12 protein-coding genes and 1 riboswitch are annotated in these 15,849 nt (G+C 45.5%); of the genes, 11 read left to right on the forward strand and 1 reads right to left on the reverse strand.

Features of this window, described 5'->3' with window-relative positions:
• The first annotated feature begins 2 nt into the window (after positions 1-2).
• From HMPREF9441_RS11925 to HMPREF9441_RS11975, 11 genes are all read left to right on the forward strand, one after another.
• On the forward strand, positions 3-1,031 hold the full coding sequence (locus tag HMPREF9441_RS11925) for a glycosyltransferase family 2 protein (protein WP_008621502.1): 1,029 nt from the start codon (positions 3-5) through the stop codon (positions 1,029-1,031).
• Positions 1,032-1,042: 11 nt separating this feature from the next.
• Complete coding sequence (locus HMPREF9441_RS11930; protein WP_008621504.1) at positions 1,043-2,092, forward strand: DUF6625 family protein; 1,050 nt, start codon at positions 1,043-1,045, stop codon at positions 2,090-2,092.
• Positions 2,093-2,270: 178 nt separating this feature from the next.
• Positions 2,271-3,365, forward strand: a complete 1,095-nt coding sequence (locus HMPREF9441_RS11935; RefSeq protein WP_244949755.1) for a glycosyltransferase family 4 protein — start codon at positions 2,271-2,273, stop codon at positions 3,363-3,365.
• A 17-nt stretch (positions 3,366-3,382) separates the two neighbouring features.
• Positions 3,383-3,835 (forward strand): glycosyltransferase family 28 protein, encoded by a 453-nt coding sequence (locus HMPREF9441_RS11940; RefSeq protein WP_008621507.1) that lies wholly within the window; start codon positions 3,383-3,385, stop codon positions 3,833-3,835.
• A gap of 61 nt (positions 3,836-3,896) precedes the next feature.
• Positions 3,897-4,364 carry a glycosyltransferase gene (locus tag HMPREF9441_RS11945; RefSeq protein WP_008621509.1) on the forward strand — a complete coding sequence of 156 codons (468 nt, stop codon included), beginning with the start codon at positions 3,897-3,899 and terminating at the stop codon, positions 4,362-4,364.
• Between the two features lies 1 nt (position 4,365).
• Positions 4,366-6,666: a DEAD/DEAH box helicase family protein gene (locus HMPREF9441_RS11950; RefSeq protein ID WP_008621511.1), complete on the forward strand. Its 2,301-nt coding sequence runs from the start codon at positions 4,366-4,368 to the stop codon at positions 6,664-6,666.
• Positions 6,667-6,785: 119 nt separating this feature from the next.
• A riboswitch (TPP riboswitch) is annotated at positions 6,786-6,885 on the forward strand.
• A gap of 64 nt (positions 6,886-6,949) precedes the next feature.
• Positions 6,950-7,582 carry a thiamine phosphate synthase gene (locus HMPREF9441_RS11955; RefSeq protein WP_008621513.1) on the forward strand — a complete coding sequence of 211 codons (633 nt, stop codon included), beginning with the start codon at positions 6,950-6,952 and terminating at the stop codon, positions 7,580-7,582.
• A 12-nt stretch (positions 7,583-7,594) separates the two neighbouring features.
• The gene (gene thiC / locus HMPREF9441_RS11960; protein ID WP_008621515.1) at positions 7,595-9,322 is read left to right on the forward strand and encodes a phosphomethylpyrimidine synthase ThiC; all 1,728 of its coding nucleotides are present in this window, start codon (positions 7,595-7,597) and stop codon (positions 9,320-9,322) included.
• Between the two features lie 199 nt (positions 9,323-9,521).
• Entirely contained in the window at positions 9,522-10,130 is a 609-nt protein-coding gene (locus HMPREF9441_RS11965) for a thiamine phosphate synthase (protein WP_008621516.1), read from the forward strand.
• A gap of 39 nt (positions 10,131-10,169) precedes the next feature.
• Positions 10,170-11,108 carry a ribose-phosphate pyrophosphokinase gene (locus HMPREF9441_RS11970; RefSeq protein WP_009390657.1) on the forward strand — a complete coding sequence of 313 codons (939 nt, stop codon included), beginning with the start codon at positions 10,170-10,172 and terminating at the stop codon, positions 11,106-11,108.
• Between the two features lie 99 nt (positions 11,109-11,207).
• Complete coding sequence (locus HMPREF9441_RS11975; protein ID WP_008621518.1) at positions 11,208-12,305, forward strand: TlpA disulfide reductase family protein; 1,098 nt, start codon at positions 11,208-11,210, stop codon at positions 12,303-12,305.
• A gap of 83 nt (positions 12,306-12,388) precedes the next feature.
• Here HMPREF9441_RS11975 and HMPREF9441_RS11980 read toward each other — a convergent pair whose 3' ends face one another.
• A complete protein-coding gene (locus tag HMPREF9441_RS11980) occupies positions 12,389-15,448 on the reverse strand; it encodes a T9SS type A sorting domain-containing protein (RefSeq protein WP_008621519.1) in 3,060 nt (1,019 codons plus the stop codon).
• Positions 15,449-15,849: the final 401 nt, after the last annotated feature.

The following is a 15,849-nucleotide window of genomic DNA, read 5'->3' on the forward strand; positions in this document are numbered from 1 at the left end:
TTATGAATAACGAACCTTATAAAGTTTCTATCTGCATACCCATTTATGGCGTAGAGCAATATATCGCGCGTTGTGCCGAAAGCTTGTTTGAACAAACTTATCACAACATAGAATATATATTTGTCAATGACTGTACCCAAGATAAGAGTGTTGACATTTTGATGCAAGTATTGTCGAAGTATCAGGTACGTAAGCCTCAAGTAAAAATAATCAATCACAAATACAATCGCGGGTTGGCTGCCGCCCGTAATACCGGGATAGATGCGGTTACAAGTGATTATGTGATGCATGTGGACAGTGATGATTGGATAGAAAGAAATGCAGTTGAATTACTTGTAAAGAAGCAAATAGAGACAGGAGCAGATTACGTGATGGCAAATCATATTCAGAATTTGGGAACTTACAGGATATTTTGGGAACGTCCCCATATTGTCAATCCCCGGCAGTTATCACTTTCGTTAATTAAGCGTTATATGCCGATTAACGTCTACGGACAGCTTTTCCATATCTCGCTTTATAGGAATCATGAAATACGGGTAGCAGAAGGAGTGAATATGGGAGAAGACTTTCAACAAGTACCTCGCTTGGCTTATTATGCCACCCAAATTGCCATAGTGGATGAATTTATATACCATAATGAAAACACGAATAAAGCAAGTTATACCCGTTCTTCATTTAATATTAACAAATGGGAACAGGTATGGAGTTCCACTCAAATCATAATTGATTTTTGCCAAGAAAAAGGCGAAAATTTTGTACAAGCAGCTAACTTTTTACGTTTCAAAACAGCGGCAAACAGCTTGATTACACTGACAAAAGGAAAGTTATATCCTATTGAATATAAACGAATGTCCGACATCGTCAATGCCCGACGCGATTTATGGAAATCCATGCCGGTAACGCAGCAAGCATGTTTTTACCTAAGTAACATTTACATGGTGGCGGTTTATGTAAAGGCAGCTCGAATATTAAGATTTGCACTCAATAAAATGTATAAAAAGATAAGACATCACGATATCGTAAAACCTTAATGTTATAACTTATGTCAAAACAACATTCGACAATAGCTTTTATTGTTCCATATTTCGGACGCTTCAATAACTACTTCCAACTGTGGCTGAATTCATGTGCGGCCAATCCGACAATTGATTGGTTCATATTTACAGATGATAAAAGAGATTATGATTATCCTCCCAATGTCCATGTAACTTACACGACATTGAACAAAATCAAGCAACGGGCAGAAAAGGCATTAAACTGTCAAGTCTGTATGGATAAGCCTTATAAGCTATGCGATTTTAAACCTTTCTACGGTGTGATGTTTGCCGAAGAATTACAAGGATATGACTTTTGGGGATATTGCGATGTAGATTTGATCTGGGGAGACATACGTCACTTTGTGACTGAAGATTTACTTACGAATAATTACAAACTATTCAGCCACGGACATTGTACGATATTGAGAAACATGGAGGTAGTAAATCGTTTCTACTTATTGGAAGCGAAAGGAGTCATCCCTTGGCAAAAAGTTGTATCCTCGCCTTATTCCTTCTTATATGATGAGTTTGATCAAACCAACGGCATATTTGAGAAACACTTTCCTGACAAGTATCATTGGGAAACAGCTGCATTTGACGCAAATTATAATACACGTTCTTTAAGACCGACAAGGACTACCGTACAATTGATGAAAGCAATGAACACTGATTATGTGTTTCATTGGACTGAAGGACGGCTTACCGGATTATGCATTGCAACCGACAACACTATACAAGGACAAGATTTCATGTATCTGCATTTACAGAAAAGGAAAATAGATTGCGATTTTTCACTGTCTGCTACAATCACAGATTGTATAGTTCTCCATGACAGAATCATACGAAGCATGCCAGTCACTCCCCAGAAATTCAAGCAATTATTGCCAAATAAATCAATCTTACCGTATCGGTTCGAAGAACACGTGCTTCATGTTATAAACATCATCTTTGACAATTATAGCCAGAAACCATATTTCCGTGGAACTGTGAGTTATTGGTTTGATAAACTGTTCGGGCGAACTAACAGGTACGATTATCGTTACAAGAAGTCATAAACAAAAATAGGTGTAAGGCATCCAACCTCTTTTTAATCACACTTATTGCAAACTCTTAATAGTAGAATATGGATAATAATGATAGGGCAATCATTATCGCTTAGATAGACAAAGGCAAATCTGCCGATTGTGGGAAGACGATGAAGAACTATCTCCGGACATAGAAAAACGCATTGGCATGACAAAAACATTCATTCCGAAGTCTGTCAGCAGGCACATCTTGATGGCTGGCAACTATTACAAACATCATCATCCAGGCGGAATTTCGGCAGTAGTACAATATTGGTCACGATATATTGAGGATTTGCAGTATTATCCCACATACAAATTAGGCAATGTTGCAACAAGAGCCTGTTGGTTCATATCCTCATACCTGAGAATGGCATTAAGAATGCTAACAGACCGAAACATAAAAATCGTACACTTGCACACTGCCGCAGACGGTTCATTTTGGCGAAAAGTCCAACTGATACGCTTAGCCAAACGGATGAGACGGAAGGTTATCCTGCATGTACATGCTTCAAGGTTTAAAGATTTTTATGAAGAATCGAACCGCAAGCCATGGATATTGGAAAACTTGCAACGAGTAGACTTACTGATAGTATTGTCTGCATCATGGAAAGAATGGTTTACAAACATAGGCATGTCTGAAGATAAAATCGTCATTCTGCACAATATTACCGAATATCCGCAAAAAAAAGGTGATAAAGTACCTCTTGAAAAAGGAAGACCTGTTCGTTTCCTTTTTTTAGGCGAAATCGGGGAACGAAAAGGCGTATTTGACATATTGGGCGGCATATCGCAACACAAAGAGGAATTGAATGGAAAGATAAAATTACGAATCGGTGGAAACAAACATGAAACCGAACTGCAAAAGCAGATAACCGACAATGGGTTGGAAAATATAGTAAATTTTGAAGGTTGGGTCAGTGGAGATAAAAAAATTGAACTGTTGAATTGGGCGGATGTATTTATACTGCCTTCACACAATGAAGGTTTACCGATTTCTATTTTGGAAGCTATGAGTTATGGAATGCCAGTCATATCAACTCCCGTTGGTGGAATTCCTGAGGTCGTAAATAAACAAAACGGTATTCTAGTACAACCTGGTAACGAAGAAGCAATCGCACAATCTATAATCCATTTTGTAGAACACCCTTCAAAGATTGCCATAATGGGCAACCATAGCCAAGAAGTAGTAAAAACTTATCTTCCTGACTATGTGATGAGCCAATTGAAAGAAATATATGAAAAATTACTTCTGAAAAAATAAAAACTATTATAGTTACTATGAAGAAAATCCTCGCCGTCGCCTCCATCGGAGGCCATTGGGTACAACTCCTCCGCATCGCTCACCCGTTAGAAGAACGTTATGAAGTGGTGTACATGTCAACCCACCCTAAATGTAAATCCATGGTCGGCAATTGCCGTTTTCATACCATGACGGATTTCAGCCGTTGGAATGCTTGGAAAATGTTACCGGCTTCCTTCAATATTCTGGGGATTCTGCTCAAAGAACGACCGGCTGCCATCGTCACAACAGGTGCGGCTCCGGGACTGCTTACCATTATTTTAGGCAGAATGACCGGAATCAAGACCATCTGGGTAGACTCTGTAGCCAATGTACAAACCATGAGCGCTTGTGGAAAATTAGCACGCAAATTCGCAACCCACGTGTACACCCAGTGGCCGGGTCTTGCTACTGCACAAGTGCATTATGCCGGAAACATCTTTGGCGATTAAAGGCAAAACCGCCTGCTGTCCCCCGTTCTTTGACTTATTGTTACTTTAATATTTCCCGATTATGATATTTTGCACTATCGGTACTCAGGCCCCATTCGACCGTTTCGTGAAAATCATTGATGAAGTGGCCGCGCATTTGGATGAGGAAATCATCGCGCAAGTGTACAAAAGTGAATATGTGGCTCAAAACATCCGTACCGTAGAATTTCTACCGCCCGATGAGTTTAACAAGTTATTCAGCAAGGCACGCCTTATTGTGGCCCATGCAGGTATGGGTACTATTATTTCCGCCATGCGCCAACACAAGCCTATTATTATCTTTCCACGCATAGCCGCATGGGGTGAACACCGCAACGAGCATCAGTTGGCCACAGCTCAGAAGATGAAAGAACTCGGCTATGTGTACGTGGCAACCGACGCAAAAGAACTAAAAGAGTTGTTGACAACCCGGAATCTAAAACCCTTGCATGATTTGGGAGATATTGCAAGCAAAAGCCTGATAAATGAATTATGCAAGGTCATAGGATAGTATGATTTGCCCCCACAGTCATCTCCGCGATTATCAAAGGAACATCCAAACGCATGTACTTGAAGCTTGGAAGTCGCACAAAAGCATCATGCTCCAGATGCCAACAGGTACGGGAAAAACCCATCTGTTGGCATCCATCATTTATGACAGTCTGAAGGAGAATGGGAAACGGTGTGTCTGGATTGTGGCACACCGCCGCGAACTGGTGGAGCAGATTAAGGAAACCATGGAACGATACGGTATTCCAAGCATCCCGAAGGAGGACGGAAGGGTAAGAGCTATGTCCATCCAATGGTTATCGCGTCATCTCACCGACCTTCACGATACACCCAACCTTATCGTCATCGACGAGGCTCACCATGCACTGGCCAAGACGTATAAGGAGTTGTGGCTGCGTCATCCCGAGGCAAAAAAATTGGGCTTGACGGCTACGCCCTGCCGACTGAACCGCAGGGGATTCACGGACTTGTTTGACGAGCTGATTACTTCGGACAGCATTACCGATTTTATCCGGCAAGGATGGCTGTCAACCTTCGACTACGTATCCATCCGCCCGGGCAGCAAATCCCAACGATTGATAGACAACTTGTCGAAACGTGGGGCGGACGGTGATTTCCAAACGAAAGAAATGAACGAGGTGCTGAACTGCAAACCCTGCATCGAACAGTTGTACGAAAGCGTACGGCAATATGCCGACGAGAAGAAAGGCATCGTGTATGCCATCAGCATCAGCCATGCACGGAATATTGCCGATTTCTACCGGATGCATGGAATAAACACCGTGGCGATTGACAGCAAGACTCCGGCAAGACAACGTAGACAGCTTATAGAAGCTTTCAAACGGGGCAAGACGCAAGTGCTGGTGAATGTGGATGTATTCAGCGAGGGCTTCGACTGCCCGGATGTGGAGTTCGTACAGATGGCACGCCCTACCCTTTCGCTGGCCAAATACTTGCAGCAAGTGGGACGCGGGCTGCGGAAGGCAGCGGGTAAAGACACTTGCATGCTGATTGACAACGTGGGGCTGTACCGCCTGTTCGGACTGCCTACGGCCTACCGGGACTGGAAGGCCATGTTTGAAGGACGGTTGGCCGGAAAAGGCTATCGCACCACATGCAAGCCGGAATATATGGCTGCAAAGCAAGAAAAGGATCAAACGGCACGCCCCAATGGGCCGCTTGAAATGGTCATGTCGCATGAACTGTTATGGGATTACCTGAACAAAAGTAAGCCTCTCACGGACTATAATAGCACACCCCAGGAAAAACTAAAACCATTCAAAGACCGCCAAACCGGCCTTTGGGGACTAAAATGTGGGCAGACCATTACCGCAAAGGCACAATATCCCACTTTGTTCGACGTAAAAGGCAATCTTGCTGCCGTACGGTTCGAGGACTACCGCACAGGTATCGTAGACAAGGAGGGAAAAATACGGATGAAAACCGACAGGTACAAGCGTATGAAATTCTTGCCGGACGACATCGTGGCCGTAACAGACCGGAATGACAAGACGTCCTACATAGATTTAAGGTGTAACCGACACTACATGGACAAGCCGGTTGTGATGAAATTCGGCCAAATAGAAATACTCCAGGCAGGCCGCATGTTCTACAGCCGCACGAAGCGTATCTATGTGAACCGTTCGGACATCGACCGGCATGATTTCTTTTCAAGAGGCTTTTATCTGCTCATTTACGACCCTTTTATCACTCCCGAATTTAAATATGTAGAAAGCATGGAAGACTCCTTGAACAAGGACTATGTTTGCATATTGGCAAATGATGAGGAAAGTTATTATCGGTTTTGCGGCGAACTGCCGGACGGAAGCATCGTGATTGCCGACGGAGAAGGAAGATACTATCATGCAGAAGCCGGTAAGGAAAAACGGTATATCGCCTGCCTGAACCCCGAAACACAAACGGAAAACTTCAAAGCGGCAGTATCAAAGTTGATAACCAAAGCAAAGGAACGTGCCGCCCAAAAGCAAGCGGACAAACAGCGTACGCAAGAAAAGAAACAGAAAGAACGGTTGGCCACCTTACAAAACGCTGTGCCGTTCAAGTCCGGACTGAAATGGGGACTGAAGTGGGGCGAGCGTATCATCGTACCGCCCATCTACCGCCGTATCCAAAAGCCGATAGGCTACTATTGTGCAATGGAAGAAAACCCGAACCGGTGGGGTATCATCATGTTGGACGGGAAAGTCGTGGTAGAAGCCCGATATATGAACGTAGAGATAAAAGACAACGGAACGGCCTGCCTGACTATCATACCGGGAAAGACAAAGACCGTAAAGCTATAAATCGTTCGGCAGGAAAATATGCGCCAAACAAAAAATCATTCTCAGCCAAACGATTTTTCGTTTGGCTGAGAATGATTTTTTGTTTTTACCTTTGCATATTGATTATTATGCGTATCTTTGCCACTGCAAAGGGGTGCTTGCCCGATTGGGACGGCTGAGATTATACCCTGTGAACCTGATGCAGGTAATGCTGCCGAAGGGATTGTGCCTGACAAGAGACATACATCACAGCATATTCTTCTCTCCCCTTTTGTCGTAACCTTTATTTAAGAGAAAGGGATATATGCAGAACTTACAATTTATCACACATTACACGGAACAGTACGGTTACGCCGATGCCGCACGCCTGGCACTGGAAGGCGGTTGCCGCTGGATTCAACTCCGGATGAAGGACGCATCGCCCGAAGAATGGATGCGGACGGGCGCGGAAGTGGAAGCTCTGTGCCGCCGGTATGGTGCCACCTTCATCTTAGACGACCATGTGGAATGGGTGGACGTCTTGCATGCCGACGGTGTCCATCTCGGGAAAAGCGACATGCCCATCGACGAAGCCCGCAGGCTTTTGGGGCAAGACCGCATCATCGGTGGAACGGCCAACACATTGGAAGACGTGATGTTGCATGCCGTGCGGGGAGCGGATTACATCGGTTGCGGCCCGTTCCGTTTTACCACAACGAAAGAAAAGCTCGCCCCGACCCTCGGCTTGGAAGGGTATCGCCGGATCTTGGACGGCATGAAAAAGAAAGGCATTTCGCTGCCACTGATTGCCATCGGCGGAATTACAAAAGAAGACATCCCGGCGTTGATGGAAACGGGAGTGGACGGCATCGCCCTGAGCGGCACAATCCTGAGAGCCGGAAGTCCCACAGAAGAAACCCGGAACATCCTGAGAATATTGAACGTACAACAATCATAAAACAACAAATATATGGACGATAAAATCAAAATCACTTATCCGAGTTCGGAGAAAGTTTATATGACGGGCAAACTGCATCCGGAAATCAAGGTAGGGATGCGCAAGGTATTGCTGACCCCGACCGTCACCGTGGAAGACGGGAAACGGACAGTCAAGAAAAACGATCCGATATATGTATATGATACCAGTGGCCCATATAGCGACCCGAACGTGAAGATAGACCTCAAACAAGGGTTGCCCCGTATGCGGGAATCATGGATTTTACAACGGGGCGATGTGGAACAGCTTGACGGACTGACATCCGAATACGGACGGATGCGCCAGGAGGACAAAAGTTTGGACCACTTGCGTTTCTCGCACATCCAACGGCCTTATCGTGCCAAGGCCGGACGGCAGGTGTCCCAGATGTATTATGCCAAACAGGGCATCATCACACCGGAAATGGAATATGTAGCCATTCGGGAAAACATGAACTGCGAAGAACTGGGGATAGACACTTATATCACGCCCGAATTCGTACGCGACGAAATTGCAGCCGGACGCGCCGTATTGCCGGCCAATATCAACCATCCGGAAGCGGAACCGATGATTATCGGACGTAACTTCTTGGTGAAAATCAATACGAATATCGGCAATTCGGCCACGACTTCCGGCATTGAAGAAGAAGTGGACAAATGCCTATGGAGCTGCAAATGGGGAGGCGACACGTTGATGGACCTCTCTACGGGCGACAATATCCATGAGACGCGCGAATGGATCGTACGCAACTGTCCTGTACCAGTCGGCACTGTACCGATGTATCAGGCGATGGAAAAAGTGAAGGGAAAGGCCGAGAACCTGACTTGGGAGCTATTCCGCGACACACTTATCGAACAATGCGAACAAGGCGTGGACTACTTCACCATACATTGCGGCATCCGGCTGAAAAACGTGCACTATGCCCATGAACGACTGTGCGGTATGGTGAGCCGAGGCGGAAGCATCATTTCGCAATGGTGCTCTTATCACCAGAAAGAGAGTTTCCTATATGAACACTTCGACGACATCTGCGACATCCTGGCGCAATATGACGTAGCCGTATCGTTAGGCGACGGATTGCGCCCTGGAGCGATATTCGATGCCAACGACCGAGCACAGTTTGCCGAACTGGATACCATGGGCGAATTGGTACAACGGGCATGGGCGAAAAACGTACAGGCGTTTATCGAAGGGCCGGGGCACGTGCCGATGCATAAAATCCGCGAAAACATGGACCGGCAAATCGAAAAATGCCACGGGGCACCATTCTATACGCTCGGCCCGCTGGTGACCGACGTGGCTCCGGGCTACGACCATATCACCAGTGCCATCGGGGCAGCACAAATCGGATGGTACGGCACGGCTATGTTGTGCTACGTCACTCCGAAAGAACATCTCGGTCTGCCTAACAAAGAGGACGTGCGTACGGGTGTGGTCACCTATAAGATTGCCGCACACGCCGCCGATATCGCCAAAGGTCATCCGGGCGCCACGGTACGAGACAATGCCTTGAGTAAGGCCCGTTACGAATTCCGCTGGAAAGACCAGTTCAACTTGGGACTTGACCCTGACCGGGCTTTGGAATACTACAAGGCCGGAAACCATTTCAACGGGAAATACTGCACGATGTGCGGTCCCAATTTCTGCGCCATGCGTATCAGCCAAAACCTGAAGAACTGTGAGTTCGATCCGGAAGAGGAAGCACGTTTGCATGAAGAATAACAAAATCTGAAAGGGAAAGAATAAAAAACGGGCCGTTTGTCAAGTGAAAACACTGGCAAACGGCCTTTTTTCGGACTTATGGATTCACTTTTGTAAAACGAATGGTTTTTAAATGAAAAATAAAAGAAATAAAGGCCGGGCATACGTATGGCTATTGTTTTTTTGTTAACTTTGCAATACAAATAGCGACATTGTACCAATGAAATTGATATTATTGACGCCTCCGGACTTTTTTGTGGAGGAAGATAAAATACTCACAGCCCTGTTTGAAGAAGGTTTGGACCTCCTTCATTTACGGAAACCGGACACGGAGCCGGTTTATTCGGAACGCCTGCTCACATTATTGCCGGAAAGTCATCATAATCAAATTGTCGTACACGACCATTTTTATCTGAAAGAAGAATTCAACTTACGAGGTATACACCTGAACGGAAGGAATCCGGAACCTCCGGTAGGCTACAAAGGACATATCAGTAAATCTTTCCATCATATAGACGAGTTGAAAGCGGAAAAGAAAAACTTCAATTATGTGTTTCTCAGCCCCATTTTCGACAGTATATCCAAATCCAATTACACATCGGCTTTTGACATGGAAGTGCTGAAACAGGCTTCCGCACACGGTATCATAGATAAGAGAGTGATGGCATTAGGGGGAATCACGACGGAAAACATGGCCGTAGCAAAAGAGCTCGGATTCGGGGGAGTTGTGGTATTGGGCGATTTGTGGAATCGTTTCAATATCCATTCTACACTGGATTACAAAGAATTAATCAACCATTTCCGCAAGCTGCGCAAGGCAGCCGACTGACAAGACAAGCTACTTCTAAAATTAATACGTTATAGAGAGATGAGTGCAAATAATTCATTTATGGTTTTTTCGGGAACCAAATCCAAGTATCTGGCGGAAAAGATCTGTTCCAGTTTAGGATGCCCGCTCGGCAAATTGGTGATTACCCACTTTGCCGACGGAGAGTTTTCCGTATCATACGAAGAGTCTATCCGTGGACGCGACGTATTCCTGGTACAGTCCACGTTTCCAAACTCAGACAATTTAATGGAACTCCTGCTGATGATCGATGCAGCCAAACGTGCTTCGGCTAAAAGTATCATTGCCGTCATCCCCTACTTCGGTTGGGCACGGCAGGACCGTAAGGACAAACCCCGTGTGTCCATCGGTGCGAAGCTCGTGGCGGATATGCTGAGTGTGGCCGGGATAAACCGATTGATTACGATGGACTTGCATGCCGATCAGGAACAGGGATTCTTCGATGTGCCGGTAGACCATCTGTATGCTTCCAGCGTATTGTTGCCTTACATCAAATCCTTAAACCTCAAGAATATCGTAATTGCGGCTCCTGATGTAGGCGGTTCGAAACGTGCAAGCACCTATTCCAAATACCTTGAATGCCCGTTGGTGCTGTGCAACAAAACACGAAGCAAGCCCAATGAAGTGGCCGACATTCAAATCATCGGCGAAATAAAGGGAGCAGACGTCATTTTGGTAGACGACATGGTAGACACTGCCGGAACCATTACCAAGGCAGCTAATCTGATGAAAGAAAAGGGAGCTGCCTCCGTGCGTGCCGTGGCCACCCATTGTATCATGTCGGGACCGGCTTCGGAACGTGTACAAGACTCTGCCCTTGAGGAACTGGTCTTCACCGACAGTATCCCTTATTCCAGCCGATGTGCCAAAGTCAAGCAAATTAGCATTGCCGACATTCTGGCTGAAACCATCAGACGGGTGGAGAATAACGAATCCATCAGTTCGCAATATCTGATTTAACCCGTATTTTTATTAATAAATACAATATTTCACAAGAAGGCCGCCACAGATTTCAAAATCAGGAATTCCGTGCGGCCTTTTTCTAACACTCACAAACTTATGAAAACAAAAAATCTGTTTATATCAGGCCTCATAGGTCTTTTCGCCTCTTGCTCGTCACAGAACTGTAAAATAGAGGGAACAGTGGAAAATGCCAAGGACGGCGATACGCTGTATCTGGCACGAATGTCCGACGGTAACTTCACCCCAACCGATACGATTATACTGCATCAGGGAAAATTTACCCTCCAGGAAAAATGCGATTCTACCATCATTGCCAGTTTCTTCTTTTATGACCAAGAAAGCAATGAAGTCTACAGCAATATTTTCTTTATGGAAAAGGGAAACATTCAGTTGAATATCGGTCCGGAAGGAAGAGTGTCGGGAACAGAAAACAACGACATCTACCAAGAAATTACAGATTCCATTTATGCCCTTCACGAGCGGATGAGCAATATTTATGCACGACAGGCTCCGTCCGATACGGCAGAATACAATCCGGATGAGAAAACGGAACAAGAACTCGTGGCTTTGGAGCAGCAATCCAACCGGTTCGTGACTGAAAGTGTGAAGAAATACATAGATAAACCGGTCGGATATTTCCTCTTTCTTTCCTGTTATAATATGTTTACCCCGCAAGAGGTGCTCGAACTTTCACAGAAAGTATCATCACACTATAAAAACAGTAACGCGCTGAAATACATTGAAGAAGATGCCGAAAGAAGTAATATGACCTCAAACGGACAATCCTTCATAGACATCACCATACCGTCCATGGACGGAGGCGAACTCAAACTCTCCGACATCATCCGGGACAATAAGCTGACCTTGGTAGATTGTTGGGCCAGTTGGTGCGGCCCCTGTCGTGCAGAAATGCCGAACGTAGTGTCGCTGTATGAGAAATACCACAAGAAGGGACTCGAAATCGTGGGTATCTCATTCGATGAGGATGAAACCGCATGGAAAAATGCAGTAAAGACAATGCACATGACTTGGCCCCAAGCTTCGGAACTCCGTTCCTGGGACAACATCATGACACAGAAGTATGGCGTAACGTCTATCCCCTATACTATTCTGATAGACAGTAACGGTACTATCATAGGTCAACAACTCAGAGGTGAAGAACTTGAAAACACAGTCAAACAGTATTTGGAGTGATTTCATCAAATGTCAAAAAGGCCGTCTCCCAAAAGTAAGGAGGCGGCCTTTTTCTGTGTCTCATGCGAGAAGACGGAGCAAAACTAACGGACAATGAGTTTCTGTGTCCTTGCGCAGCCTTCCAGCTTCATGCTTATCAGGTAAATGCCTTGTCCATACAATCCCGTATCCGTCACGCTGCCCGGCATCACGTTACCCTGCCACAAAACACGTCCGTCCAAATCATAAACACGCACTTCCACTTCTTCGCTTCGTGCCGAAATCACACAAATCCGCCCGTTTTGCATTGTAGCCGACAATTCCAAGTCGTGCGTCGGTACATCTGCGATTGCGTTAGGTTTATCAGAAAGCTGTACCGTGATTTCATCCGGACAATCCGTTCCGATAATGAGCGTCCCATAGTACCTTTCTTCCTCGTTGACCTCCACTTCCAAATCATAAGTACCGAGAGGCAACGCATAGGTATTCAGATAATAATAGTAATTCAGCGTCAACGTCTTACCCTCCTTAGACAAATACATAGGAAGAATACCGGACTCCGCCACACTATTGTCGGGCATGACAAGCCAAAGCCGGAACACCCTATATTGGCTCAAATCCACTTCCACTACCTTACCTTCATCGTCTACCTCAAACGTACCCTCCAAAGGCCATAAGCGGTGGTAATTCTCACCGACAGACACTAAACCGAACTCATAGTAATGTTTACCTTTCCGAAACATCACACTTTCTTGGTTTCTGAGTGTCATCATGCTATCCACCCGAATCTCAATGAATTTAACCTGTTCTGGTTGGTTCACCATTTCGAATGTCACTGCACGGAATTCCTCCGGATTGAATTGGATATCAACTTTCACGGCCTTATCAGCTATTTCAAAATAGAGCGTATCCCTGAAACAATATTGGTAGCCCACATAACGGGCCGTGTACTTTCCGGGAGGCAAAAGGAGGGCGCCATTTATACCGTCTTGTTGTTCTATTTTTTGCCCGTCCTTGAACACGGACACCCACCCATCAAGCAATTCCTCTTGGTTTACAGTAAAGTCCACAGCACGGTAAGCACTGAAATCCATCGTCTCGGCCACGTCGTTCTCTTTGAGTTCCACACTGAAATCAACCGAAGCTTCGTGGCCATCGAGGTCACGGACATGAACCGTACCGCAGTAATCCCCCTGCGGCATCATCATGTGACCTGCGTATTCCATCGTGGAGGCACTTTTGTCCAAAGCCATGGGGAAGTCTTCATACACACCATTTATCCACACCGTAGGCAGGGACATGTCCCATTCATCATTGCCTTTTACCCTTAGGGAGAGGCGTCTGTACCCCTCGAAAGAGACAGTTTCCTGCAACATCCCCTCATCCACCGAAACGCTTTCCGATATAGGCAAGTAGACACTATCACCATGTGCCCAACTTCCTCCCACCTCATAACGACAGCCCCCCGGTTCCAAAAGGAATAGCGTGCAACATCCGTCCGCATCGGTCTGGGAGGATGCTTCGTAGTCGTAGTCCGCTTGCCGCAGTGTTACGGGAAAGCCATTGGCCGGGCGACCGTTCTCATCCTTCACGAAAAACTTGATTCCATAATAATCGTCTTCATTAAAAGCATATACGATTGGGGCTTCATCCTCCTCCAAGTTAAACGATTGTTCTTTGCCAAAAGGCAAAGCCTGCTGCCCATCTGCCGTTTGCAGTCCAACGACCCAATGGTGCTCACCCGACGGCATGAGCACGTCATGAACCGCCTCCTTGTCCAACGATACCTCCACTCCGTCTATTTCGGCTTCTCCACGGAACAAATAACCGTCGGGAGCAGTCAACTTGGCCGTAAGGTATGTGCCGAAATCATATTCAAAATTCACGTCTTTTCCGTCCAAAACAATATTGTCTTCCTGTACGCCGAGGATGTCCTTCGTTGTATTACTAAATAGAAGGGACATGCTTGCATTGGTATATTCCTTTTCTATAAGAACGCCATATACAATATCATCGCCATCTTCTGTGCCACTTCTTGGAAATGCATCCCATCCCCCGCCATTGTAGTGTAATCGTGAGGAACGCGACAATATACGTTTTGCATTAGAAGTACCTATTTCCTTTGTGTTTTTCAGCCTGACTGTCAGCAGTGTCGTACCGACCAGATTCACATCTTCTACAACATCTTCATCCAAAACCTGAATACTCTTTGTCTCCGGAGGATAAAACGGCTTCTCATAATCGGGATCATAGTCATAATCACCGGGCATGACGTAAATTTCGCAAAAACCGCTTGCATCAGTGGCAAGGTCAACATCTAAACGAGGATTGTCTGCCGAACGCAAATTTACGGACAAATTCTCCATGGCCGACCCGTCACGATCCGTAAACAGGAATCTCAGCGCACGGCTTTGGCTCAAATCAATATCCACGGTCACGTCTTTATTGACGACCTGATAGGCTACGCTATAGGGAAAGTAACCCGGCGCCATGAACTCCATGGTGTAATATCCCGGAGTACGGTAAACGGCAATGAACTTCTCAGCCGCAATTCCGTCAATTGTAGCATGCTCCACCGCAGCTCCACCGTGCCCCTTGATATTCCCTAAAGACACTTTGTATTTTCCGTTTTTCGGGGCGATAGGCACAATGCCTTTCTCTTCTTCCAAGTTGACCTCTCCACTACAATCACCGAATACCTTGGTGTTAAACTCCCAGGATATGGCAGGAGCATCCCACCAAAAAGAAAGGATTCCATCATCTCCCATTGTTTTATACGTAGCGCCAGAGCTGCCCTTTGTAGAGACTTTCAAATCACTGCCTTTTACCTGCGCGACTTCCTCATCTGAAAGCCCCACCAGTTGGAACGTCACATAATAACCGTCCAAACTCACATTAACGGCAGAGGATATACCATCCCAAGAAAAACGCACTGTCTCATAATTATAGTCTTTATAATACCGGAACGAATAGGTACCCGAACTTCCCAACCCTTTTATTACAAAATCACCATTGGCATCAGTATCAAAGCTTTCGTTGTCGAACTGCACCGACAACCCACTTACCACAGCTCCCCGTTGGTCGGTCACATGAACCGTAACATCCCGTCCGAAAGTAGCCAAAGAGACCAGTAGCAGCATACATATCAAATAAAATTGCTTCATTTTCTTATGAATTTAATTAATAATGTGATGAATAAACACCATTGCCCTACACAGGATAAGGGCATGAGTCCAAAACGGAAGGAAGACAATAAAAAAGCGTGGACTCTTCACTTTGTCTGTCTTTTCAGGTATCGCCAAACACCATTGCTATCAAACAAGTAAAAGCCCACGCCTGAGGCGTGAGCATCAACTTTTACTCTTGATAGCTATTTCTAAAATTTGGCGATTTTGAAAAAACAAGAATAAAGCTAACGCTTTTTATCTATATGTCTGTATTCTGTCTTGCTACATAGGCTATACGATTTATATTATGTGCAAAGTTAATACTTTTTTTATGACAAGAAAACTTTTACCGTACAGAAAATTGGATCGATACAATGCTTGTCTTTCCGAAGTTTTTC

The sequence above is a fragment of the Paraprevotella clara YIT 11840 genome (assembly GCF_000233955.1).
Lineage (GTDB): Bacteria > Bacteroidota > Bacteroidia > Bacteroidales > Bacteroidaceae > Paraprevotella > Paraprevotella clara.

Excerpts from the sequence above, each read along its gene's own strand:
- HMPREF9441_RS11930 (WP_008621504.1), top strand. The coding sequence starts at position 1,043 with ATGTCAAAACAACATTCGACAATAGCTTTTATTGTTCCATATTTCGGA.
- HMPREF9441_RS11945 (WP_008621509.1), top strand. The coding sequence starts at position 3,897 with ATGATATTTTGCACTATCGGTACTCAGGCCCCATTCGACCGTTTCGTG.
- HMPREF9441_RS11955 (WP_008621513.1), top strand. The coding sequence starts at position 6,950 with ATGCAGAACTTACAATTTATCACACATTACACGGAACAGTACGGTTAC.
- HMPREF9441_RS11940 (WP_008621507.1), top strand. The coding sequence starts at position 3,383 with ATGAAGAAAATCCTCGCCGTCGCCTCCATCGGAGGCCATTGGGTACAA.
- HMPREF9441_RS11980 (WP_008621519.1), bottom strand. The coding sequence starts at position 15,448 with ATGAAGCAATTTTATTTGATATGTATGCTGCTACTGGTCTCTTTGGCT.
- HMPREF9441_RS11965 (WP_008621516.1), top strand. The coding sequence starts at position 9,522 with ATGAAATTGATATTATTGACGCCTCCGGACTTTTTTGTGGAGGAAGAT.
- HMPREF9441_RS11935 (WP_244949755.1), top strand. The coding sequence starts at position 2,271 with ATGACAAAAACATTCATTCCGAAGTCTGTCAGCAGGCACATCTTGATG.
- HMPREF9441_RS11950 (WP_008621511.1), top strand. The coding sequence starts at position 4,366 with ATGATTTGCCCCCACAGTCATCTCCGCGATTATCAAAGGAACATCCAA.
- thiC (WP_008621515.1), top strand. The coding sequence starts at position 7,595 with ATGGACGATAAAATCAAAATCACTTATCCGAGTTCGGAGAAAGTTTAT.
- HMPREF9441_RS11970 (WP_009390657.1), top strand. The coding sequence starts at position 10,170 with ATGAGTGCAAATAATTCATTTATGGTTTTTTCGGGAACCAAATCCAAG.
- HMPREF9441_RS11925 (WP_008621502.1), top strand. The coding sequence starts at position 3 with ATGAATAACGAACCTTATAAAGTTTCTATCTGCATACCCATTTATGGC.
- HMPREF9441_RS11975 (WP_008621518.1), top strand. The coding sequence starts at position 11,208 with ATGAAAACAAAAAATCTGTTTATATCAGGCCTCATAGGTCTTTTCGCC.